The sequence below is a fragment of the Actinokineospora sp. NPDC004072 genome (genome assembly GCF_053604195.1).
On sequence record NZ_JBSGHB010000005.1, the window covers coordinates 197,855 to 218,871 of the forward strand.

Consider the following 21,017-nt stretch of genomic DNA (forward strand, 5'->3'; position numbering starts at 1 on the left):
GTCAGCCGCACATGCGTCCCATCTGAGCCATCATCTCGTTCATCGCGTCCGCGGTCGCCGGAACAGCCATGGCCATCAGCGCGCCGGCCAACAGCACGGCGATGGCGACGAGAAGTGGTACGAGAGCATGGCGCGACCTCGGCTCTGCAGGCGACGTGGGGGCGGGCAGGTCGCTGGTCAGTGCGGCGAGGTCGCCGAGGGTGCGCGCTCGATACGCTGCGCCGGCCCGTTCGGAGAACTCGTCCAGCGTCAACCGACCCGTGCCAACCTGCTGCTGCAGGGTCGTCACGGTGCGCTCGCGGTCGGCGTCCGCGGCCCGGATCCGGGACTCATCCATCGGCATCACCTGGGCGTCAGGCATCGGTGGGCGGTGACGGCTTGCCGCTGGTTACCCGACCGCTGTCCAGCGAATCCTGTGCCCGCAGCACGCGCAGTTCCTCCCGCAGCTCGGCGATCTGCAGGTCCATCTCGGGATCCTGCCTCGCGGTGCCCGTCGTGGCGCAGTGTCCGCGACCCCGCAGCATCGGCCGCACACAGGCGAAGTACGTCGCCGCGATCGCGGCGACCGCGATCAGCGCGGCGATCCAGACGGACATCAGTGCATGTCCTTCGCGTGGTGCGTTTCCCGCTCCGCCTTGAGCTGATCGATCTCCGCCCGCAGCTGCGCGACCTGCTGCTGCCCGGTGTCCTCGCCGGTGTTCTTGCGCTGGCCGCGCATCATCAGCCACATCATCAAGCCCATCCCGACCGGGCAGGCCAAGGCGGCAATCCCCAGCAACAGCGACTCCATCGATCTTCCTCCACGACCTCGACCTGGCCAGCGGGTAACAACCCACTCATCTACTATCTACGTACGCACATAGTAGATGGTTCTGCGGTCTGACGCACGATCGAGGAACGGCCGCGCTCAGGCCGGCTCAAGGCGCTGATAGCGGCGACACGCATGTCCGACCGGAGGGCGAGGTACCCAGGGCGCACGCCAGGGCGTCGGATCCGCGATGCACAGAAGAGGTGGGAGGTGAGCACAGGGCGTGGACGCCATCGGACGCGCACTCGCGCTGGCCGGGTCGATGACCTGGGAAATCCTGTGGGCGTTGATCCTTGGCTTCACGCTGTCCGCCGTCGTGCAGGCCGTGGTGCGCAAGTCCACGATCGCGCGCCTGCTCGGCGACGACCGACCCCGGACCCTCACGATCGCCACCGGCCTCGGAGCCGCGTCGTCGTCCTGTTCTTACGCCGCGGTCGCGCTGGCCCGGTCGCTGTTTCGCAAGGGCGCCAACTTCACCTCCGCGATGGCCTTCGAGATCGCCTCCACCAACCTCGTGATCGAACTCGGGATCATCATGGCGCTGCTGCTGGGGTGGCAGTTCACCGCGGCGGAGTTCGTCGGCGGCCCGATCATGATCGTGCTGCTCGCCGTGCTGTTCCGGCTCATCGTCCGTCGCCGACTGGTGGACAAGGCACGCGAGCAGGCCGACAAGGGTGCGCTCGGGTCGATGGAGGGCCACGCCGCGATGGACATGTCGCTCACCGGCGAGGGTTCGTTCTTCGCCCGGCTGTTCTCCGGGCGTGGCTTCACCGCGGTGTCGCACATCTTCGTCATGGAATGGGCGGCCATCCTGCGCGACATCGTGATCGGTCTGCTGCTGGCCGGCGCGATTGGCGCGTGGGTGCCCGGCGAGTTCTGGCAGGGCTTCTTCCTGTCCGACGATCCCGTGCTCTCCGCGCTGTGGGGACCGATCGTCGGGCCGTTGGTGGCCATCCTCAGCTTCGTGTGCTCGATCGGCAACGTGCCGCTGGCCGTCGTGTTGTGGAACGGCGGGATCAGCTTCGGCGGCGTGATCGCGTTCATCTACGCCGACCTGTTGGTTCTGCCGATCCTCAACATCTACCGCAAGTACTACGGCGCTCGTATGGCACTCGTCCTGCTCGGCACCTTCTACGCCGCCATCATCGGCGCCAGCTACCTCGTCGAAGTCCTCTTCGGCGTCGCTGGTCTGATCCCCAGCGAACGCACGGGGCAGGTGATGGTCGAAGGCATCTCCTGGAACTACACCACCTGGCTCAACATCGCCTTCCTCGTGCTCGCCGCCGTGCTCGTGGTGCGATTCGTCCGCACCGGCGGCATCGGCATGCTGCGCATGATGAACCAACCAGCGCAGGCCAAGCCCTGAGCGGAGCGCCCGCACCAGCCACGAGCATGGCGCTCACTCGCCGTTCGCCTCGGACGCGGGGCTACTGGCCTTTGTCGTGGAGGGTGAGCTGTTGGCGGTGGAAGTCGAAGTGCTGGGTGGGAAAGCGGTACACGTCCTCCAGCGTCATGAAGTCCTGGAAGAACGGATCCCACCGGGTCGGGTAATGCATGCCGCGGGCCAGGTCGGCGTCGGTTTCGGCATCCAGTCTGCGGTGCAAGAACGCGATCACCCGATCGAACATCGTGGCCATACCGCGACATCCCAGGACTGTTCCGCCAGCCCATGACCCGAGGAAGTTGACCACATCGAACGGTGCCGTGGCCGCGTTGAGCAGCCGGGCGAAGGCCCGGCTGACGCGGGCCGGGAGCCGGGCGAACACCCGCACCAGTGTCAGGAGTGCCCACATGATCAGGTAGCCGAGAAGCATGTGGAACAGCAGCTGCTTGTTGGTCCAGCGCGTTCCGTTCGACGGCCGCCGCAGCTCTTCCCCGGTCGCCTCGTCCAGGAGTTGGTGGAAGACCGCGCGAGCCCGCTCCATGTCCTCGTGAACGGCCCGTTTGTCCATGGAACCAGTATCCGCCGCTATTGCGCCTCGCCCACTCAGTCAGGTCAGCGGGATGACCGCGCGGTATTTCCCGCCAGCGGTTTGTTGTGGTGGTTCCTCGGCGCGTTCGACGGTGATGTGGCTGAGGTCGTGCTGCACAAGGAGCCGGGTGATGTCGCCGTGGACGGTGGCCCACATCTGTTCGGGTTCGGCGCCTGATCGGGGTTGGAGGCGGATTTGCAGAGTGGTGGGGGTGGTCTGGACGATCTGGAACAGGTCGATGCCGGGGATGCGTTCGACCAGGGTCGCCAGCGCAAGGGGCGAGAGGGTGACCTCGCGCTTGGTGGGTGTGGTGAAGGTGAGCAGGTCGCTGGCGCGGCCTTGGACGCGGATCGCGGGGAGCGGGTTGCCGCATTCGCAGGGGTCGGGGCGAGCGAGTACGGAGTCACCGAGGTCGTAGCGCAGGATCGGCTGGACCCGGTTGGCGAGATTGCTGACCAGGACGGTGTGGGATGGCTGCCCGGCCGGGACGGGGTGGTGGTTGGCGTCGACCGGTTCCAGAATGACCCAGTCGGCGTTGACGTGGAGCCAGTGCTGGTCGCAGCTGTAGGACAGGAAGGGGACTTCGTTGGCGGCGTAGCTGGTGCCCACCGTCGCGCCGAACGTGGCGGCGATGCGGTCGTACTCGGCTGGTGGGAGTCCTTCGGCGGCCAGCACGATCAGGGTCGGGTCGATGTGGAGGCGGCCGGCTTCAGCTTCGCTGGCGAGCATCGCGCCCACGGTGGCGTAGGGGGCGAGGATCGCCGGTCGGAACTGGTTCAGGGCGTCGACCAGTTGGGGCAGGGGGTCGTGGACGGAGAACACACCGACGCTCTTCGCGCGCTTCGGATCGGCGGTCATGCGGGCGGCGGCGGTCGTGGTGGCGAAGTGCCCACCGGTCGGGACCACCAGGGCGATCCGCCGACCTGCGGTGAGGATCTTCGCGGCGTCGCGGGCGGTGAGCAGGGAGCCGAGCATGCGGGCCATCATGGCGCCGGCCACGGCCAGCGCGTGGCTGTCCTGGACGAAGATGCCGTGGGTGCCGGTGGTCCCGGAGGTGGTGGTCACCGTGTACTGGCCGAGGAGCCGCTGCCCGAGGAGGCGGGGGTCGTTGACGAAGCCGCGGGCCTTCTTCTCGGTCAGTTCGGGGTCGGTGACCCAGTCGTCGAAGTGCGCCATCAGGGCCTGCTTGTTGACCACCGGCAGCGCGGCCGGGTCGGTGACCCGCTCGGGGAGCTCGCGGTAGAGCCGACGGTAGAACGGTGAGCTGGTGCGGGCATGCTCGATGATCGCAGCCAACCGGTCGCGTTGCCGACCGGCGATGGCGTCCGGGCCGCCGCGTCGCGCCTGTCGGGCGTCCCATAACAAGCCGGGCAGATTCACGATTGTTCCTTCCATGACTGGGTGGTGCAGCAAGCCGTCTGTCGCCGCGCGAGCGCTTTGGTGCCTTGTTTGTGGGCGGTGCGGGCGTCGCACACCGGCCAGGAGCGGCTTTCGGTCGTCATGCGGGGTCTTCGGATGCGTTCGGGTGGTCATCGGGAGTCGCGGTTTCGCTGGCCTCGTGCCAGGCTTCGCGGCCGGACTGCACGGCCAGTCCGGCGACGACCAGGGCGACCACGGGGTCGGCCCACCACCAGCCGAGTGCGGCGTTGAGCCCCAGGCCGGCCAGCACGGTGACCGACAGGGCGTTGGACATCCAGGTCTCGGTGGACTGGGCTACCAAAACCGGGTTGTGCAGCGCTCGCCCGGTGCGGCGCTGGGCCACCGCGATCGGGGTCATCACGATCAGGGCGACCACGTTGAGCACGATCCCGATCAGCGATTCGCCGGCCTTGTCCTGCGTGATCAGGTCCCGGATCGACTCGAACGCCACGTAGGCGGCCAGCGCGTAGAAGGTGACGGCGATGGCGCGCAGTGCGGGCTGCTGGCGGGCGTGCGCGCCGGCCCGCAGTTGCCAGATCACCACGCTGGCGGCGAAGACCTCGATGGCCGAGTCGATGCCGAACCCGACCAGGGCGATGGAATCGGCCGCCAGCCCGGCGGTCACGGCGACGACGCCTTCGATGACGTCCCAGACCACGATGAACCACGCGAGTGCCAGCCCACGCCGCACCAGCGTTGCCTGCGCTTGCCGGGTCACGGCGCGGTTTCCTTCGTGGTGGTGCTGTCGGTGGGGCGCAGGCTGGCCAGGACCAGCCCTACGGCGCCGAGGGTGATGAACACGTCGGCGAGGTTGAAGGTGGGGAACCAGCCGGTGTGCAGGTAGTCCGTGACGACCCTGTCGGCGGCCCGGTCGGCGAGGTTGGCGATCGCCCCGGCCAGCACCGCGGCCAACCCCAGCCGCGCGGGCAGGGGCGCGGTGCGGGCCGTACGCCAGGCGAACACCACCAGCCCGGCGACGATGAGCCCGGTAACGCCGAGCACGACCCAGCCGGGCAGGGTGTCGCCCAGGCTGAACGCCACGCCGGAGTTGTACGTCAGCCGCAGCTGGATCACCTGCAGATCCACCGAGGTGCCATCGGCCAAGGCCCGGCTCGCCCAGGCTTTCAGGCCGAGATCGAGCGCGGCCAGCAGCGCGGCGGTGGCGGCCAGGGCGACACGGGCTCGGGTCACCCTGGCCGTCCGGATGGGACCGTCGACGGTCACGAGGAGGCCCCCACCGCGGTGCGCGTCAACGCCGGCCGGGCGCTGGCGGCCGTGATCTGCAAGGACTTGGTGCGGCCGGCGCGGACGCCGTTGGCGATGACGACGACCTCGGCCAGCTCGTGCACCAGCACCACCGCGGCCAGGCCGAGCACCCCGAACAGCGCCAGCGGCATCAACGCGATGATCAGTCCGAGGGACAGGCAGACGTTCTGCAGCATGATCCGCCGGGCGCGGCGGGCGTGGGTGAACGCCTGCGGCAGGTGCCGCAGATCCTCACCCATCAACGCAACGTCAGCCGTCTCGATGGCCACGTCGGTGCCCATGGCACCGATCGCGATGCCCAGGTCGGCGGTGGCCAGGGCAGGGGCGTCGTTGACCCCGTCGCCCACCATCGCGGTAGAGCGCTGGGCCCGCAGCTTCTCGACCAGGCGTGCCTTGTCTTCCGGGCGCAGCTCGGCGTGCACGTCCTCGATGCCGACGTCAGTGGCCAGCGCGGTGGCGGTGGCGTGGTTGTCGCCGGTGAGCATCGCGACGTGGTAGCCGTCTCGCCGGAGCTGGGCCACGACCTCGGCGGCTTCCGGGCGGAGCTCGTCGCGGACCGCGATGGCCCCAACAACCTGCCCGTTGTCCTCGACCAGCACCGCGGTCGCGCCGGCAGACTGCATCCGCTCCACGTCGGCGGCGAGCGGGCCGGGGTCGAGCCAGCCGGGTCGGCCGAGCCGGAGGCTGCGGCCGTCCAAGCGGCCGGTGAGTCCCGCTCCGGTGACCGCTTCCACGTCCGAGGCCGGGGTGACGTCGTCGACGGCGGCGAGGATCGCGCGGGCGAGCGGGTGTTCGCTGCGGGCCTCCAGCGCCGCGGCCAGGTGCAGAACCTGCTCGCGGCTGGTGCCGTTCGTGGTGGCGACGTCGATGACCGCGGGCCGGTTCGCCGTGAGGGTGCCGGTCTTGTCCAACGCCACCCCGCGCACAGCGCCGAGGGCCTCCAGCGCGGCGCCGCCCTTGACCAGCACGCCGAGCTTGCTGGCCGCACCGACCGCGGCCACCACGGCGACCGGGACGGAGATCGCCAGCGCACAGGGAGAGGCCGCGACGAGCACGACCAGGGCACGCTCGATCCAGGTGACCGGGTCACCCAACAGGCTGCCGACCACCGCGATCAGGGCAGCAGCGATCATGATGCCGGGCACCAACGGTTTGGCGATGCGGTCTGCCAGGCGCTGGGAGGCGCCCTTGCGGGCCTGTTCGGCTTCGACGATCCGCACGATCCGGGCCAGCGAGTTGTCCTCGGCGGTGGTGGTGACCTCGACTTCGAGCACGCCGGTGCCGTTGATTGACCCGGCGAACACCTCGCTACCGGGTCCTGCCTCGACCGGGACGGACTCGCCGGTGATCGCCGAGACGTCCAGCGCGGTGCGGCCGTCGCGGATGATCCCGTCGGTGGCGACCCGCTCACCCGGTTTGACCAGCATCCGGTCGCCGACCCGCAGCTCGGCCGGGGACACCACGATCTCGGCGCCGTCGCGCAGCACGATGGCCTGCTCGGGGACCAGGGACAGCAGGGCACGCAGGCCGCGGCGAGTGCGGGCCAAGGAGTATTCCTCCAGGCCCTCGCTGATGGAGAACAGGAAGGCCAGCATCGCGGCCTCGCCGACCTCGCCGAGGATGACCGCACCGACTGCGGCGATGGTCATCAGGGTGCCGACCCCGATCTTGCCCTTAACCAGCCGCTTGAGCGTGGAGGGCACGAAGGTGTAGGCGCCGGCCAGCAACGCCGCCACCTCCAGCACGAGCTCGACCGGTCGCGACGCGCCGGCCCAGCCGGTGATCAGCGCGGCGAGCAGGAACACCCCGGAGATCGCCGCGAACTGGAGTTCCTTGACTTGCCACAGCCGTTCCGGCTCGTGCTCCTCGGCCTCTTCACCCACGGGTTCGTCGTGGTCGCAGCCGCACGCGTCACTCATCGAGCACTCTCCTTGCTGTCCTGCATTGCGCTCTCCTGAATCGGGCTGTCCGCAGTGGTGTCGGTCGGGGCGTCGGTGCCGTAGTTCGGGCACAGCGCCACCGCGTTGCCGGTCGCAGCCAGCAACGTCTCGGCCGACCTCAGCAGATCCATCAACTCCGGCCGGGCGAGGCTGTAGAACACCTGCCGGCCCTGCGGCCGGCCTACCACCAGCGCGCAGCCACGCAGGCAGGCCACATGCGCCGACACCGTGGACTGCGCCATCCCCAGAGCGGCCACCAGGTCGGCGACCCGCGCCTCACCGCAGGCCAGGCGCTGCACAATCGCCAACCGGGTGGCGTCCGAAAGGCTGTGGAACAGCGCCACCGCCGGGTCCAAGCCCGCGCCTACGCTCGACGCGAGACATCCATCCGTGCTATTCATCGTCACACGACGATGATAGCAGTCAGAAGTGATGGAATCGAGGTTGGACGATGTTGATGAATAAGGCCGAGACAGCGCTGGTGAATTCCCCGCCCCGGCGCTGGCTGCAGCGCTTCTACGAGGCCCAGGTGCTGTTGCGGTTCGGCGGGCGGCTGATCCCTGGGGCGCGGGTGCTGGAGATCGGTTGTGGGTCCGGGTACGGGACGCAGCTGGTGCTGGAGCGGTTCGGCGCCGGCAGCGTGGACGCTGTGGACCTGGACCCGGCGATGATCGAGCGCGCTGGCCGGCGCCTCGCTCGCTACGGAGATCGGGTTCGGCTCGCGCAAGGCAGCGCGACCGACCTGCGCGCCGCGCTGGATGCCGAGGACGGCGGCTATGACGCGGTGTTCGACTTCGGGATCGTCCACCACATCCCGGACTGGCGGGCCGCGGTCGCCGAGGTCGCCAGGGTGCTCACGCCGGGCGGGCGGTTCTACTTCGAGGAGGTCACCGCCCACGCGCTGGCCCGCCCCATCTACCAGCGGCTGTTCGACCACCCCACCGAGGACCGGTTCACTGCCGACCAGTTCCTCGACCAACTGGCCCACCACAGCCTCGCCGTGCTCGGCTCGGTCACCCAGATCAGCGGTGACTACCTGCTCGGCGTGGCCGCGAAGCCGGTGCCGACAGGGAGTGACGGGTGATGGCCGCCGCAGCCCTGGCCCTGTTCGTCGTCTTCATGGCCCTCGCTGGCGGAGTGCGCACGCTGATCCAGCGCCGCCGCACCGGCGACACCGGCAACCGGCGCACCTGGGCGGCACGCGGCTCGCTGGAATGGTGGGGGCTCGCCGTAGCTGACCTCGGCTACCTGCTGGTGGGGCTCGGCGCGCCGGTCACCGCGCTGGCCGGCGTGCCGCTGCTGGCCGTCGTCGACTACCCGGTTGTGCGCGGTCTGGGCGTCGTGCTCGTGATAGTCGGCATCCTCGCGACCTTCGGTTCCCAGCTGGCGCTGGGCGCCTCCTGGCGGATCGGGGTCGACCAGACCGAACACACCACGCTGGTGACCACCGGTCCGTTCCGGCTGGTGCGCAACCCGGTCTTCACCGCCGCAGCCAGTGTGTTCCTAGGCTTGGCGTTGATGGTGCCCAACCTCGTGGCGATCGCCGGCCTGGCGGTCACACTTATCGGAATCGAGATCCAGGTGCGCCTGGTCGAAGAGCCCTACCTCCGCGGTGTCCACGGCGCGCCGTACACCGACTATGCCTCTTGTGTCGGCCGCTTCCTGCCCGGTATCGGTCGCCTGCGGGCCAGCCGCTCTCACGGGAGTTGACGATGTGGCAGGGAACGGTGGCTCTCCGGCCCGGCCGGTTGATCTACACCGGCCAGGTCGGCGTCGCCCATCGGCACCGACACGCCTCGGTGCAACTCGTGCTCGCCACCGACGAGCCGGTGCGGCTGCGCGACGAGGCCGGCACCGGACGGCAGGCCCGCGCGGCGGTGATTCCGTCCGGCGCGGAACACGAGATGGCCGGCGGCTCGGCGGGGCTGCTGGCATGGATCGACGCCGACGGGCTGCTCGGCCAGGTACTGACCGCACGGGTGCGGCGCACCGGGCTGCCCGTCGACTCCGTCGCCGCGTGGGCTGCGGCGGCGCAGCCAATGCTCGACAACGGCCTCCCGGTCGACGGCACCCCGATCGGGCTGCTTGACCAGATCCTGTCCGAGCTCGCCGATGCGGACATGCCTGACCAGGTGCCGATGCACCCAGCGCTGCGGCACGCGGTCGCTGTGTTGCCGACCATGCTTGACCACACTGTCCACTTGGGACAGCTCGCTGCGGCGGTCGGTATCTCGGCCAGCCGGCTCGGTCACCTGTTCAGCGACGAACTCGGCCTCCCGTTCCGTGCCTACGTCCGCTGGGCACGCCTGCAGCGGGCGATCGACCACGCTCGGCAGGGTTTAACCCTCACCGACGCGGCGCACGCCGCCGGGTTCGCCGACAGCGCCCACCTCACCCGCGTCTGCCACGAGATGTTCGGCCTCGCCCCCTCACTCCTGGCTCGCGCCGTGCACTGGCACGAACCAGTGCCGTAGATGGGTTAGCGAGTCTGTTCAAGGTGGAACGGGTGGTCTGCCCGCAGGCTCAACAGCATGAAAACGCTCGTCCGGTACGGCTACGTGCCGTTCATGCTCCTGGCCATCAACGGCACCGGCATTGCCATCGCCGCCTCCGGCGGCCCCAAACTCTGGCTGCTCGCCCTGCTGCTGCTCGCCATCGCCGCATCGTTCGCCGCCGAACGCGTCCTGCCCTATCGCGAGGACTGGAACGCCCCACACGATGACGACCGGCGCGACGCCGTCCACGCCGCGGTGAACGCAACCCTCACCCTCGGCAGTGTCGCTGCCCTGCCCATGCTCACCGCCGTGGCCTCGATCGACGGCGTCTGGCCCCACGACTGGCCGTTCATCCTGCAGGTTCTCGTCGCCGTCCTCGTGGCAGATCTCGGCATCACGCTGGTCCACCTGGCCAGCCACAAAGTTCCGGCGCTGTGGCGGCTGCACTCGGTGCACCACAGCGTCAAACGCGCTTACGGTTTCAACGGTCTAATGAAACACCCGCTGCATCAGACCCTGGAAACCGCCGCTGGAGTAGCGCCCCTGGTCCTACTTGGCCTACCGACCAGTGTCGCCTACGCGCTCGCGCTGTGCGTCGCCGTCCAACTCCTCCTCCAGCACTCCAATGTGGACTACCGTGTCGGTCGTCTGCGCGTCGTGCTCGCGCTCAACCAGGCCCACCGGTTCCACCACCTGAAATGGGCAGGCATCGGCGACGTCAACTTCGGACTGTTCACCCTGATGTGGGACCACCTGCTCCGCACCTACTCATACGACCCCGAGCGCCGGTTCAGCAGCGACGACCTTGGCATGGCGGCGAAACCGCACTACCCCAACGGCTATCTCGCCCAGCTCGCCGAACCTTTCCGTCCCAGCGGTGCGTGCGCAGCCGACGAACCGCAACCGGAAACAATGAGCGAACAGGCTCATCCGGCGTCGCGCTGACCCGCTTTCGGTCGAAAGGCGGCTGCTGCGGCAAGGACGGCGCGCCGCTTTGGCGGGCTACGTAGACAGATCGTGAGGTGTTGGGCGGTTTCCAGCCACGACTCCAACGATCACAGTGCGGTCCGTTGTAGCACCGGGTGGACGATGGCGGGCGGCCCAGACCGATTCGTCGACTCGTGGCGCGCCGTCGGGATGTGGTGTGAGGTCGAGTACGAGCAGCTGGCCGAACGGCACGTTGGTGTTGCCGTATTCCGCGGCCTGGCGAACGTATTTGCCTTCAAGATTGGTGGGAGCGGAGTTGGTGAGTTCGCGCTTGATCTCGGTGAGGTACCGAAGGGTTCCGAACGTCACGATGACGTCGGCACGGCCCGTCGCGATGTCGGTAGCTTCGACCGAGACCAAACCGCCGAGCTGTCCGGTTGCGAGCCACTGGTGGTAGTCCTGTTGCAGGTCCGCCTCGACAGGCCGACGTTCGCCTTTCTTGAGCTGGCGGCGGTAGTCCTTGTCCTTCTCCTTGTGCAGCCCCCACGTCTTGGTCGTGAGGTCGGCGCGGCTGTGCAGGAACCGCAAAGTCTGTTCGAGCAGCAGCCCGAAGGTGTCTCGCACTTCGCCGACAAAGTGCGGTGACTCGGCGAGTTGTCGGAGGAGATCCTCAAGGAGGCGATCGAGTACCGGGTGCGCAGTCCGCGACCGTGCAAGCTCGCTGCTGTGCACGACCCCTTCGAGAACCTGGAGATTGTCGTCGCTGATGTCGGCAGCGAGATCAGCGGCCTGCTGCTCGCCAAGAGCATGGACTAGTGCGGGTGCCAGACGGTGCAACCGAGCGGTATCGGCCGCGTGAGGCTCCTCATCGTCGTCCCCATCGGTTGCGGAGCGCGACGAATGACTGTGGTCCTCACGTTGTCGTGCAGCGACTGCCTCAATACGGGCAAGGAGCAGCTCTCCTGTGTAGACGTCGAGCGGAGGAGCATCCAACTTGGACACTTCGGTGACCGAGCGGCGAAGCGCCGCAAGCAGACTCTGCTGACGCATGATCGCGTTCTCGATAGCAGGCTCGACAACAGCAGCCAGTCCTGGCGTCGCTTCCACGCCGGGCAGCGGTCGCACAGTGCGGGCCTGGGCGTACGCGTCGAGGACCGTTGCGAGCGCCTCCCACACGTCCATCCAGACCGTTTCGGACAACCGCTCTGCTGCTGCATTGAGCAGGAGCACGAGTCGCTGCCACGCGAGTTCTGCGGCACGTCGAGGCCGAAGCCACGACGGCGCGTGCATCCCACTCAACCATGCCTCGCGCTGGTCCAGCGCCGCGGTGAGCCGATCGACGGCGTCGGTCAACCGGTTCTGGTCGTGGGCGGCGAACGCGAGGATCGCATCACAGGCAGCCGCGTATGCCCTGGCATCGTGACGCGCCTCCTCGGCGGCGTCGACGGTGGCGAAACCTGACCGGGCGGTGGTGAGCGCCTCCATTGCCGCCGGGAGAGTCTCGGCGGCAAGGGCGGATCTCAACTCGTAACAGGCCAGCTCAAAAGCCGCGTCCACCGCTGCCGCTTCGTCGTGGCGCAGTTGATCCAGCGCGCTGCGCAGTGAAGTGGCGATGGTGGCCTCGTTCGCCCAGCGATCCATAGCCGCGCCCAGCAGGCGGGGAAGGCGTTCGGTGAACTCCTCGGGAGCGTCGGACGGCGGTGCGGTGAGGTGGCCGAGAATGCCGAACGGCGTGACGGCACCGGCCACCGCCAGACGCACGGCGCCTTCGAGACGTCCAGCTGCCAGCAACGGATTGGAGTGGATCAGCGGCGCGAGGTCGCGCAGCAACACGTTGTGCAGCTGCACTCCTTGAGCGTCCACTGTGGACGGACTAGCAAGAAGCTCGTCCAGGCTGCCCGCCAGCGCCAGCAGGCTCTGCTGGCCGGTCAGGCCATCGATGAAGCTAGCAGTGGCGGTCTCCCAGCCAGCTGTCTCGGCGCCGACAACTTGGGCTAGCGCGTGCGCCAGCACCGGAGCCAGTGGGCCGGCGGCGATGTCGGCTGCCTCCTCGGCTACCGCCTCCACTCCGAGTTGGGCGAGCGTGGCAGTAGTCCGTGCGGTCGCCGTGTCGGCAAGGTGTTCGGCGAGCCGGGTCATGTCCACAACCGCCATGGTGAGCGATTTTTCCGACCGGTCACGTCGAACGCCGCAGAGCATGCGCCTACAGGACGCTGCAGCGGAGATACCGAGATCACCACAGCGGCGCACCTTCCTCGGCGGTGACAAGGCAGTCGGCGGGCAGAACTGCCTTGCTCAGCTCGCGGTCGGCGGTTGTGATCAGCACCTGGATGTGGTTGCTCGCGGCCAACTCCGCGAGCTCCTTGAAGACGACGGCCGCGTCGAAGTCCTGTACCTCCTCGGCCTTGGGGCTGTCGATCAGGACGAGACCGGGGTGGGTCGAGATCCCGAGCTTGGCACCAACCCGCAGCAAGGCGATCACAACGGCGATGCGCAGCCGGACCTGTTCACCGGGACTCTGCTTGCCGAAGAACGACTGCGCGCCCCCGCCTTTGATCACCTTCAGCTGCGCGGCCCGGTTGACCTCCACCCTTTCCAGTGCGCTCATCCCGAACCGACGTGCAAGATCAGCGATCTCGGCGTTCAGTTCGGTGAACAGGGCGGCGGCAGCGGCCTTGCTGTCCTGATCGAGCACCTTGTCCGCGGCGGCCAACACCTTGAGGACAGTGGACTCCTGGTCTTCCTCGTGCTCGGCCGGTTCGGGCACCATCTCCAACGCGCCCTTCCACCGCGCCACCTCAAGCTCTGCGGTCATGCGCTGGCGCACTGTGTCGGCGGTGCCAGCGGTCCGCAATCGCTGTTGTGCCTCATCCAGCTGTGCGGTGAGTTGGGAGAGGGTTGATTCAGCGGATTCCAGCGCCTGTCGTGCCGCATCTTCGGCAGCCCTGCTGGCATCGACACGCGCTTGTGCCTCGGCCTCCACCTCCTCGTCGCCGGCGGTCTCACCGATGACCTCGGCGGTGCAGACCGCGCAACGGTGCACATCGCGCTCTTCCTGCCGGCGTTGTGTGGTGATCGGCGTTTCGCAGCGCGGGCACGCGCTGGGGTCCAGGCCATGGAACAGCAGCCGAGCGATCTGGCTTTCCTTGACGTCATTCAGCGCCTTCTCGTCCGCCTGCCGTTGTCGCCGCGCGGCCCGGTAGCCCCGGTTGAGCTCGTCCCACTCCTCGTCGGCATCGGCAACTTGGCGGGCGAGCCGACCGGCGGCGTCCGCGAGGTCGGTCAGCGACGGTCCGGGCGCTTGCTGAACGAGTCGGTCGAGTTCGGTCTGTGCAGCCGTGAGCGCCTCCTGGGCTCGGGCACGTTCAGCCGCCCGCTGCTCGGCCACTCCCCGTGCGCGCTCACGTTCCTGCGTGACCTCGGACTGCAACACTTCGCGCGTCGCCTTCACCCGTGTGAGCACCGCGGCGGCCGGCAGGTCGAGGAACACCTGCAACAGCCGTCCGGGCAGACCGGCCATCGGCTGATCCCCGAGCAGGGGCTTGTCGGGGCCAGCCGGAAGATTGATCGCGGAGTAGTAGGCAGGCCAGCCATGAGTCTGGGTGCTGACCTGTTTGTCCTTGTTCACCGAATTCACCAACGGCTGCAAGTCGAGCCGATCGAGCATCAACGTGGCCACCTGCGCGGCGTGGTCGTCCTCGTCTGCGGTGTCAACGAGGATCGAGACGCCCTGGCGTTCCTCGGCACCGTCCTCCGCCGCGAGGATCTCCCAGCGTGCGGCTGCGAGCACCACGCCTCTGGTCAGAACGCCCTTGTCGAGTGAGAGGCGAAACCCAATCGCCTGCCCCGCGATGGTGGCGTCGAGCTCAACTTCGGAAAGCCATCGGCGGACGTCAGCCTGCAGGCGGTCGCGAGGTGACCCCCGCAAGCACCACGTGATGATCTCCAAGACGCTGGTCTTGCCGCGGAAGTTGGATGCGACCAACGCGGTGAAGTCGGTGTCGAAGGTGAACGTGTGGTCAAACGGGCCGTCATGCTTCGTTCCGGCACGCACACCGTGCACGCGCAGGCGGTGGACTCGGACCGACCGAGGGCGTGCCGGCGGGTAGGCCAGCGGGATGCCGTGGGTCGTGAAGACCTCAACAACATCATCCTCGGTGGTCTTGGCCGCGGCAGCGATCCGCGCGACGAGCGAGCCAGAGTGTTCGGCGCGGGATGCCTCCACGGTCATGCGTCCACCTCGCCCGGGACCGTGGCCTCCGTACGCAGTTGGGCGAGACGGCTCCGTGCCCGAGCGCTGATGCTGCCAATCCGTGTCCCACGGGCGGCCGTCGCGTACTCGTCCTGCAGGTACTGACGCTCCTTCAACTGGTTCCCCCCTCGTCCGTCGGCCAGATCGAGCACCAGCTGCACACGATCGACGTAATAGCGAAAGGCCGGCGCCTGGGCAACGACCGTTCGGGCGACCTCGCGGCCCTGAGCCAGCAGGTAGTAGTCGTGTCGTGAAGTACGGCCGACCCGGCCGTGGCGGCGCCGCACGACCAGCCCCGCGCTGCGCAGGACCGCCAGCGCGTCATCGAGCGGCTCGTAGGCGCCGAAGTGGTGACGAAGCATCGGGTAGCGGCGTACCTCGGGCTCCTCGGAGTCCAGGATCTGTGCCGCCAAGTCCAGCAGCCTGGGCTCGCCGCTGCGCTCGTAGTCGTTGAGCAACTCGTCGGCGAGGAAGTCGGGACTCCGTAGCCAGAAGTCCAGCTTCTGCAGCCGAAGCTGCCCCTCCACTACTCCGACAGCGTCGGCCAGGGCGACGTCGTCCCGGATCGGCGCAGTCAGGGGTTCGGCAGCGCCGTCGATCAACAACAAGATCCGCACCGCATCCTGCTCGCGGCTGGTCACAGCCGCACTGACCTGGTCGTTTACGTCGTCACCGCTGCCGCCGTCCACGATCAGTCAGCCTAGGCGACACTGAGTGACAGCCAAAGATCAAAAGCCCTGGAGGCCGACTTCGTTATCCACGCGAGAGCGATTCCCGGTCGGGACAGGTGTCTCGGCGTACGCTCACAGACCTGGAGGTGGCCAGATGACCGTCCAATCGGAGCAGGACAGGGCATCGGAACCATCCTGCTGGTGCTGCGGCACGGAGTATCCGGAGACGGAACTGGTTCGCTTGGGCCAGCACCCCGAGGTTGGCGTGTGCCTCGGGTGCGCGCGATGGCTGCAACGACGTGCGGTCCAGCGTTACGACGAGCAGCATCCCTCACCGATGGCCCGGTTGCGTTCGGGCATCAATGCCGTCCGCGCTGCAGTGATCAGGAAGGGCTGGCATGAGCGCGGCGTGATCGGCGCCGTGCTTCGCTGGCTCGACCGCCGCTTGCCGTAGCAGTTGACGATGGCTCACGTGGTGGGCGTGATGCGCATGCAGGCGGCCAGGGCGGCGGCGTTGTCGGCGGCCAGAGACCGGGCCAGCAGCACCAGTTCGGCGACGCGTGGGTCGGTCACCGTGTAGTAGGCGAAGCGGCCCTCGCGGCGCACCTGCACGTAGCCGCAGTCTGACAGGCAGCCGAGGTGGGTGGACACCCGTCCCTGGGACAGGCCGACGTGCGCGACGCACTCGGTGACGGTGTGTTCGTCGTGCAGCAGGAACTCCAGCAGCCGCAGTCGCGCGGGGTCGCCTAGCGCGCGGAAGAACTTGGCCACCATCTCGACCCCGTTGGGCTCGGTGGGCAGCAGCGTGGCAGCCGGCTGGGGACCTGCGGTCATGTCTTCGCCATCCTCAGATGAAGTACTCGTGTATGCGGATGAACAGATATGAGGTTAGCATCGGACGTATCCGTGTAGGCGAATACGTGGGTGAGGGCGACGGTAGGAGGCAGCCGGATGCGGTACGACCTGGCCGTGATCGGTTCCGGTGGCGCGGGGTTCGCGGCGGCGATCGCGGCTCGCGGCAGGGGTCGGTCGGTGGTGATGATCGAACGCGACACGGTGGGCGGCACTTGCGTGAACACCGGGTGCGTGCCTTCCAAGGCGCTGCTGGCTGCGGCCGAGGCGCGCCAGGTGAGTCTGGAGAGCCGGTTTCCCGGCATCACCACCTCCCCGTTCGAGGTGGAGCTACCACGCCTGGTTGATGGCAAGCGGGAGCTGGTCGAGTCCCTGCGGGCGGAGAAGTACACCGACCTGGCCGCCGAGTACGGCTGGGACATCCTGACCGGCGCCGCCCGGTTCACCGCCACGCGGTCCGGGCCCGTGCTGGACGTAGATCTGGCCTCCGGCGAGACCGTGACGGTCGAGGCGGAGCACTACCTGATCGCCACCGGATCCATCCCAGGGGCACCGCCCATCGACGGACTGGCCGAGACGGGCTATCTGACCTCGACCACCGCGATGGAGCTCGACGCGCTGCCCCGGTCGATGATCGTGCTCGGCGGCAACGCCATCGGCCTGGAACAAGCCCAGCTGTGGCACCGGCTCGGGGTCGAGGTGACCGTGGTCGAGACGTTGCCGCGGCTGGCGCCGTTCGAGGAACCCGAGGTCAGCGCGGGCATCGAGCAGGTGTTCGCCGACGAGGGCATCCGGGCGGTGCCCGGCGCCACAGTCAGCCGCGTCGCCTCCGGACCGGACGGTTACCGCGTCAGGCTCACCGACGCGCACGGCAATCTGAGCGAGCTGACCGCGGAGCAGCTTCTGGTGGCCACCGGCCGCCGCCCGGCCGCCGACGGCCTGAACCTCGACGCGGTCGGAGTCAAGACCGGTCCGCGCGGCGAGGTCGTTGTCGACGACTACCTGCGCACCGACAATCCCCGCATCTGGGCCGCCGGGGATGTCACCGGGCACCCGCAGTTCGTCTACGTCTCCGCCGCCCACGGCACGTTGGTGGCCGACAACGCCTTCGCGGACGCGGGGCGCACGCTGGACTACTACCACTTGCCGCGGGTGATCTTCACGAGCCCGCAGATCGCGGCGGCCGGCCTCACCGACGCTCAGGTCGCCGAGCGGGGCTACGTGACGGACAGCAGGGTGCTGCCGCTGGAGTACGTGCCGCGGGCGCTGGTCAACCGGGACACCCGTGGCCTGATCAAGCTCGTCGCCGAACACGGCACTGGGCGGCTGCTGGGCGCGCACGTGCTCGCCGACGGTGCTGGCGAGGTGATCGCGACTGCCGTGTACGCCCTGGCCAACCGGATGACCGTGCAGCAGATGGCCGACCTGTGGTGCCCGTATCTGACCATGGCCGAGGGCCTCAAGCTCGCCGCCCAGACGTTCACCCGTGACGTGGCCAAACTGTCCTGCTGCGCCTCCTAAGTCTGGGCAAGCGACGTCATGACGAGCAACGGGCTGATGACGGTCGGGGAACTGTCCCGGCGCACCGGGGTGCCGATCAAGACGCTGCGCCAGTACACCGACTGGGGCCTGATCTACACCGTCGGCCGCAGCGCCACCAACTATCGGCTGTTCAACACGGACGCCCTGTGGTGCGTCCAGCTGATCGGTCAACTGCGCGGGCTCGGCCTGACCGTCGCCGAAATCCGCGAGCTGACCCGCACCGACTCGCCGATCGGTCCCCAACTCGCGCAGCTGCTGCGCCGGTCACGAGCACGGCTGGCCGCACGGATCGCCGAGTTGCAGCAGACCCTGCGCCGCATCGACGACTTCGAAGCCACCCACCAGGCGGCCCTGGCCGGCCAGGGCGGCCCGTGCTGGCTGGGCGATCCCCGATGCGCCGCGAGCGCTTGACCCTCACCCCAGGGTCAGACCATACGGTCGCGATCGACCTCACCAGCACACCAGAAATCGTCGGAGGGACGGCCGTGACCAGCGCACATGCCAACCACGCGGTAACCGAACTGACCCGACCGGGAGGCCCCCTGGACCTCGGCCTCGACCAGGCCCGCCTGGTGACCCGGATGCTCCGCCTGCTCGCCGTCGAAGGCCGGCCGGTCACCCGCGACCACGCCCTGGACACGATCGCCGAACTGGGCATCGACCGAACACGAGCCGACGCGCTGCTCGACACGTGGACCGAACGCGACGACGACGGCCTGATCGTCGGGCTCGGCGTGACCTACAACCCCACCCCGCACGAGATGACCATCGACGGCGCGCGGATGTGGGCGTGGTGCGCAATGGACACCCTGATCTTCACCCACATCCTCGACAAACCGATCGCCATCGCCTCCACCCCGCCCGGCTCCGGCGACGTCGTGACACTGCACGCCAGCCCCGCCGGAATCACCGACCTCCACCCAGTCGGCGCGGTGGCTACCCAGCGGGTACCCGGCCGCGACCAGGTCGACCTCAGCAGCACGACCGCGATCTGGGGCACCTTCTGCCACCACAACCTCTTCTTCCCCAGCCAAGCCCAGGCCGAGCAATGGGCCGCCGGCCGTGACGACATCGCCATCCTGTCCATGCCGGACGCCTTCGCGGCGGCGCGGGACATGGCCGCAGCGCTGCTGCGCTACGAACCAGAGGGAACGCGATGACCGAGCCGCCCAACCTGGAGCTGAACAAGTGCCGTGCCGCCGCCGCGCTCACCCCACCAGCACAGCGCCTGCACCGCTTGATGCTGACGACGTTCGCCGAGACCGGCCAAGCGCCGCTGCGGGCAGACCTGGATCGGATGGCCCGTGACCACGGCATCGACCCCGGTCACGCGCTGACCGAACTCACCGAACAGGACCTCCTTGCCCTCGACAAGCAGGGCGAGATCCGCGCCGCCTACCCGTTCTCACCCGCCCCGACCCGCCACCGGGTCACCTGGGACCGCGGCCCCACCGTGTACGCGATGTGCGCCATCGACGCCCTCGGCATGTCCGCCATGCTCGGACACCCTGTCACCATCACCAGCACCGAACCCGACACCGGCCACATCGTGACCGTCCAGGTCGACCACGACACCGCACGCTGGCAGCCCGGCACCGCGGTCGTCTTCGCCGGCACCACCGACAGCAGCGAGGCTGCCTGCTGCCCCTCGGTGGACCGCACCTGCGGGCACATCAACTTCTTCACCACCCTCGACGCCGCCCACGCCTGGTCCACCCGCCACCCCCAGATCACCGGGGTGGTGCTGGACCACCACCAGGCACTCGCCAGCGGCATCGCCGAGTTCGGCGCCCTCCTACCGCCCATCGACCAGGAGGCCAGCCCGTGAACGACCGGACCACCGACCTGGCGCAGTTCGACCAGGGCTGGCTGGCAGCCATGGAACAAACGCCGTTCGTGAAGGCCATCATCGCGCTGTCCGGCCTGACCAGGCTCGGCGAACGCCCCGCTTCGGTGCAACGCCTGGCCACCATCCTCAACCGGTCCCACAGCGAAACCGCGGCGCTGGTCCGACAGGAGTTCACGGCCCGCATCGAGAACGGGTTGATCCACTGGGACAACCCCTATCCAGGCAATCAAATTCGCCGAGTGGTGCATATCGGCGATCGCCAGGTCCCAATGGGCAGCGGATGCGGACCCGACGTGTTCACCTTCGCCGCCGTCCTCGACGTACCCTTCCGCGTCGAGGAAACCTGCCCGACCACCGGGACACCGATCCGCATCGACTTCATCCCCGGCGGCGTCGAGCGGACGGACCCACCTGATGCGGTCACGGTGCTGCTGCACCCCCAGGACTTCAGCGACTCCATCGGCGGGCACTTCGACGAGATCAACGCCACCGTGTGCACATACCAGCCGTTCTTCGCCTCCGCCGAAGCGGCCGAACCCGCGCTCGCCGCCCGCCCCGGAAGCCGCGCCTTCACTGTCCAGGAAATGCTCGAACGCCCCTGGTTCAGCCACTACCGCGACACCCTCCGACCACTGATCAACCCCACGACCCGCCCGGCCACGTAGCGACAGCAACGTTCAGACACCCTGACAACCCAACGGAACTGGCTAGCGAACATCCCGCTGCACCCACACGCCCTGCGCGCGGGACCTCCGACCTTGACATCGTTTGCCTCAGACGGTGAACGGGCTATTGAGCACCTCGTCCACCCGCCCACGGTGGTATTGCCCGAGCACTATCGAGAATGAGCTCGCGATAGGTCTCGTCATCCAGCTCGGCACGATCGGGAATGGGACTCCTGGTGGTCAGGCGCCAACAGTGATCAGCGCCGTCGGCGGCACAGGCCGGGCAGCCGATGTGGACCTCGCCGTCTCCCACGACCGCCGGTACCCGGATGGCGCGAGCGTGTGCGAGCCGCGCTTG

At 68.5% G+C, this 21,017-nt stretch carries 24 protein-coding genes; 11 read left to right on the top strand and 13 right to left on the bottom strand.

Features of this window, described 5'->3' with window-relative positions:
* Position 1 precedes the first annotated feature (1 nt).
* From ACWEPX_RS09835 to ACWEPX_RS09845, 3 genes are read right to left on the bottom strand one after another with little or no spacing between them, the layout of a single operon-like run.
* Positions 2 to 361, bottom strand: coding sequence for a DUF1707 SHOCT-like domain-containing protein (locus ACWEPX_RS09835; RefSeq protein WP_451896714.1), 360 nt, complete (start codon positions 359 to 361; stop codon positions 2 to 4).
* On the bottom strand, positions 354 to 596 hold the full coding sequence (locus ACWEPX_RS09840; protein ID WP_451896715.1) for a hypothetical protein: 243 nt from the start codon (positions 594 to 596) through the stop codon (positions 354 to 356). Before ACWEPX_RS09840 ends, ACWEPX_RS09835 begins: the two co-directional genes overlap by 8 nt.
* The gene (locus ACWEPX_RS09845) at positions 596 to 790 is read right to left on the bottom strand and encodes a hypothetical protein (protein WP_451896716.1); all 195 of its coding nucleotides are present in this window, start codon (positions 788 to 790) and stop codon (positions 596 to 598) included. Before ACWEPX_RS09845 ends, ACWEPX_RS09840 begins: the two co-directional genes overlap by 1 nt.
* Positions 791 to 1,031: 241 nt before the next feature.
* Between ACWEPX_RS09845 and ACWEPX_RS09850 the strand changes: the two genes are divergently transcribed.
* Positions 1,032 to 2,174, top strand: coding sequence for a permease (locus tag ACWEPX_RS09850; RefSeq protein ID WP_451896717.1), 1,143 nt, complete (start codon positions 1,032 to 1,034; stop codon positions 2,172 to 2,174).
* A gap of 61 nt (positions 2,175 to 2,235) precedes the next feature.
* Here ACWEPX_RS09850 and ACWEPX_RS09855 read toward each other — a convergent pair whose 3' ends face one another.
* From ACWEPX_RS09855 to ACWEPX_RS09880, 6 genes are all read right to left on the bottom strand, one after another.
* Complete coding sequence (locus ACWEPX_RS09855; RefSeq protein WP_451896718.1) at positions 2,236 to 2,760, bottom strand: DinB family protein; 525 nt, start codon at positions 2,758 to 2,760, stop codon at positions 2,236 to 2,238.
* 39 nt (positions 2,761 to 2,799) lie between these two features.
* Complete coding sequence (locus ACWEPX_RS09860; protein ID WP_451896719.1) at positions 2,800 to 4,161, bottom strand: phenylacetate--CoA ligase family protein; 1,362 nt, start codon at positions 4,159 to 4,161, stop codon at positions 2,800 to 2,802.
* Between the two features lie 118 nt (positions 4,162 to 4,279).
* Positions 4,280 to 4,918: a cation transporter gene (locus ACWEPX_RS09865; RefSeq protein ID WP_451896720.1), complete on the bottom strand. Its 639-nt coding sequence runs from the start codon at positions 4,916 to 4,918 to the stop codon at positions 4,280 to 4,282.
* Positions 4,915 to 5,391 (bottom strand): signal peptidase II, encoded by a 477-nt coding sequence (gene lspA, locus ACWEPX_RS09870; protein WP_451896721.1) that lies wholly within the window; start codon positions 5,389 to 5,391, stop codon positions 4,915 to 4,917. Before lspA ends, ACWEPX_RS09865 begins: the two co-directional genes overlap by 4 nt.
* Positions 5,392 to 5,420: 29 nt before the next feature.
* Positions 5,421 to 7,385 carry a heavy metal translocating P-type ATPase gene (locus ACWEPX_RS09875; protein WP_451896722.1) on the bottom strand — a complete coding sequence of 655 codons (1,965 nt, stop codon included), beginning with the start codon at positions 7,383 to 7,385 and terminating at the stop codon, positions 5,421 to 5,423.
* Positions 7,382 to 7,807, bottom strand: coding sequence for an ArsR/SmtB family transcription factor (locus tag ACWEPX_RS09880; RefSeq protein ID WP_451896886.1), 426 nt, complete (start codon positions 7,805 to 7,807; stop codon positions 7,382 to 7,384). Before ACWEPX_RS09880 ends, ACWEPX_RS09875 begins: the two co-directional genes overlap by 4 nt.
* 50 nt (positions 7,808 to 7,857) lie before the next feature.
* Between ACWEPX_RS09880 and ACWEPX_RS09885 the strand changes: the two genes are divergently transcribed.
* From ACWEPX_RS09885 to ACWEPX_RS09900, 4 genes are read left to right on the top strand one after another with little or no spacing between them, the layout of a single operon-like run.
* Positions 7,858 to 8,490, top strand: a complete 633-nt coding sequence (locus tag ACWEPX_RS09885; protein ID WP_451896723.1) for a class I SAM-dependent methyltransferase — start codon at positions 7,858 to 7,860, stop codon at positions 8,488 to 8,490.
* Positions 8,490 to 9,116 (top strand): methyltransferase family protein, encoded by a 627-nt coding sequence (locus ACWEPX_RS09890; RefSeq protein WP_451896724.1) that lies wholly within the window; start codon positions 8,490 to 8,492, stop codon positions 9,114 to 9,116. The genes ACWEPX_RS09885 and ACWEPX_RS09890 overlap by 1 nt, the downstream gene beginning before the upstream one ends.
* A 2-nt stretch (positions 9,117 to 9,118) precedes the next feature.
* Positions 9,119 to 9,880 (top strand): helix-turn-helix domain-containing protein, encoded by a 762-nt coding sequence (locus ACWEPX_RS09895; protein ID WP_451896725.1) that lies wholly within the window; start codon positions 9,119 to 9,121, stop codon positions 9,878 to 9,880.
* 57 nt (positions 9,881 to 9,937) lie between these two features.
* Positions 9,938 to 10,846, top strand: a complete 909-nt coding sequence (locus tag ACWEPX_RS09900) for a sterol desaturase family protein (protein WP_451896726.1) — start codon at positions 9,938 to 9,940, stop codon at positions 10,844 to 10,846.
* Between the two features lie 57 nt (positions 10,847 to 10,903).
* Here ACWEPX_RS09900 and ACWEPX_RS09905 read toward each other — a convergent pair whose 3' ends face one another.
* The 3 genes from ACWEPX_RS09905 to ACWEPX_RS09915 form a co-directional block, all read right to left on the bottom strand.
* Positions 10,904 to 12,982 (bottom strand): hypothetical protein, encoded by a 2,079-nt coding sequence (locus tag ACWEPX_RS09905; protein ID WP_451896727.1) that lies wholly within the window; start codon positions 12,980 to 12,982, stop codon positions 10,904 to 10,906.
* A 79-nt stretch (positions 12,983 to 13,061) separates the two neighbouring features.
* The gene (locus ACWEPX_RS09910; RefSeq protein ID WP_451896728.1) at positions 13,062 to 15,059 is read right to left on the bottom strand and encodes a hypothetical protein; all 1,998 of its coding nucleotides are present in this window, start codon (positions 15,057 to 15,059) and stop codon (positions 13,062 to 13,064) included.
* The gene (locus tag ACWEPX_RS09915) at positions 15,056 to 15,769 is read right to left on the bottom strand and encodes a hypothetical protein (protein WP_451896729.1); all 714 of its coding nucleotides are present in this window, start codon (positions 15,767 to 15,769) and stop codon (positions 15,056 to 15,058) included. Before ACWEPX_RS09915 ends, ACWEPX_RS09910 begins: the two co-directional genes overlap by 4 nt.
* 136 nt (positions 15,770 to 15,905) lie before the next feature.
* On the opposite strand from ACWEPX_RS09915, the gene ACWEPX_RS09920 reads away from it, so the two are divergent.
* Entirely contained in the window at positions 15,906 to 16,205 is a 300-nt protein-coding gene (locus ACWEPX_RS09920) for a hypothetical protein (protein WP_451896730.1), read from the top strand.
* Positions 16,206 to 16,219: 14 nt separating this feature from the next.
* Here the strand turns inward: ACWEPX_RS09920 and ACWEPX_RS09925 are convergent, their stop codons facing one another.
* Entirely contained in the window at positions 16,220 to 16,585 is a 366-nt protein-coding gene (locus ACWEPX_RS09925) for an ArsR/SmtB family transcription factor (RefSeq protein WP_451896731.1), read from the bottom strand.
* A 117-nt stretch (positions 16,586 to 16,702) separates the two neighbouring features.
* On the opposite strand from ACWEPX_RS09925, the gene merA reads away from it, so the two are divergent.
* The 5 genes from merA to merB (ACWEPX_RS09950) are packed head-to-tail and all read left to right on the top strand — an operon-like array spanning position 16,703 to position 20,659.
* Complete coding sequence (gene merA / locus ACWEPX_RS09930) at positions 16,703 to 18,124, top strand: mercury(II) reductase (RefSeq protein WP_451896732.1); 1,422 nt, start codon at positions 16,703 to 16,705, stop codon at positions 18,122 to 18,124.
* Between the two features lie 18 nt (positions 18,125 to 18,142).
* A complete protein-coding gene (locus ACWEPX_RS09935; RefSeq protein WP_451896733.1) occupies positions 18,143 to 18,556 on the top strand; it encodes a MerR family transcriptional regulator in 414 nt (137 codons plus the stop codon).
* Positions 18,538 to 19,305: an organomercurial lyase gene (gene merB, locus ACWEPX_RS09940; protein WP_451896734.1), complete on the top strand. Its 768-nt coding sequence runs from the start codon at positions 18,538 to 18,540 to the stop codon at positions 19,303 to 19,305. Before ACWEPX_RS09935 ends, merB (ACWEPX_RS09940) begins: the two co-directional genes overlap by 19 nt.
* Positions 19,302 to 19,973: an alkylmercury lyase family protein gene (locus ACWEPX_RS09945; protein ID WP_451896735.1), complete on the top strand. Its 672-nt coding sequence runs from the start codon at positions 19,302 to 19,304 to the stop codon at positions 19,971 to 19,973. The genes merB (ACWEPX_RS09940) and ACWEPX_RS09945 overlap by 4 nt, the downstream gene beginning before the upstream one ends.
* Positions 19,970 to 20,659, top strand: a complete 690-nt coding sequence (gene merB / locus ACWEPX_RS09950) for an organomercurial lyase (RefSeq protein ID WP_451896736.1) — start codon at positions 19,970 to 19,972, stop codon at positions 20,657 to 20,659. Before ACWEPX_RS09945 ends, merB (ACWEPX_RS09950) begins: the two co-directional genes overlap by 4 nt.
* Positions 20,660 to 21,017: the final 358 nt, after the last annotated feature.

Bases quoted from the DNA above. Each gene is read 5' to 3' on its own strand.
- ACWEPX_RS09835 (WP_451896714.1), bottom strand. From the start codon at position 361: ATGCCTGACGCCCAGGTGATGCCGATGGATGAGTCCCGGATCCGGGCC.
- ACWEPX_RS09855 (WP_451896718.1), bottom strand. From the start codon at position 2,760: ATGGACAAACGGGCCGTTCACGAGGACATGGAGCGGGCTCGCGCGGTC.
- ACWEPX_RS09875 (WP_451896722.1), bottom strand. From the start codon at position 7,385: ATGAGTGACGCGTGCGGCTGCGACCACGACGAACCCGTGGGTGAAGAG.
- ACWEPX_RS09890 (WP_451896724.1), top strand. From the start codon at position 8,490: ATGGCCGCCGCAGCCCTGGCCCTGTTCGTCGTCTTCATGGCCCTCGCT.
- ACWEPX_RS09905 (WP_451896727.1), bottom strand. From the start codon at position 12,982: ATGGCGGTTGTGGACATGACCCGGCTCGCCGAACACCTTGCCGACACG.
- ACWEPX_RS09895 (WP_451896725.1), top strand. From the start codon at position 9,119: ATGTGGCAGGGAACGGTGGCTCTCCGGCCCGGCCGGTTGATCTACACC.
- ACWEPX_RS09880 (WP_451896886.1), bottom strand. From the start codon at position 7,807: ATGAATAGCACGGATGGATGTCTCGCGTCGAGCGTAGGCGCGGGCTTG.
- ACWEPX_RS09925 (WP_451896731.1), bottom strand. From the start codon at position 16,585: ATGACCGCAGGTCCCCAGCCGGCTGCCACGCTGCTGCCCACCGAGCCC.
- ACWEPX_RS09945 (WP_451896735.1), top strand. From the start codon at position 19,302: ATGACCGAGCCGCCCAACCTGGAGCTGAACAAGTGCCGTGCCGCCGCC.
- ACWEPX_RS09845 (WP_451896716.1), bottom strand. From the start codon at position 790: ATGGAGTCGCTGTTGCTGGGGATTGCCGCCTTGGCCTGCCCGGTCGGG.
- ACWEPX_RS09840 (WP_451896715.1), bottom strand. From the start codon at position 596: ATGTCCGTCTGGATCGCCGCGCTGATCGCGGTCGCCGCGATCGCGGCG.
- ACWEPX_RS09935 (WP_451896733.1), top strand. From the start codon at position 18,143: ATGACGAGCAACGGGCTGATGACGGTCGGGGAACTGTCCCGGCGCACC.
- ACWEPX_RS09885 (WP_451896723.1), top strand. From the start codon at position 7,858: ATGTTGATGAATAAGGCCGAGACAGCGCTGGTGAATTCCCCGCCCCGG.
- ACWEPX_RS09920 (WP_451896730.1), top strand. From the start codon at position 15,906: ATGACCGTCCAATCGGAGCAGGACAGGGCATCGGAACCATCCTGCTGG.
- merA (WP_451896732.1), top strand. From the start codon at position 16,703: ATGCGGTACGACCTGGCCGTGATCGGTTCCGGTGGCGCGGGGTTCGCG.
- ACWEPX_RS09910 (WP_451896728.1), bottom strand. From the start codon at position 15,059: ATGACCGTGGAGGCATCCCGCGCCGAACACTCTGGCTCGCTCGTCGCG.
- ACWEPX_RS09900 (WP_451896726.1), top strand. From the start codon at position 9,938: ATGAAAACGCTCGTCCGGTACGGCTACGTGCCGTTCATGCTCCTGGCC.
- merB (WP_451896734.1), top strand. From the start codon at position 18,538: ATGCGCCGCGAGCGCTTGACCCTCACCCCAGGGTCAGACCATACGGTC.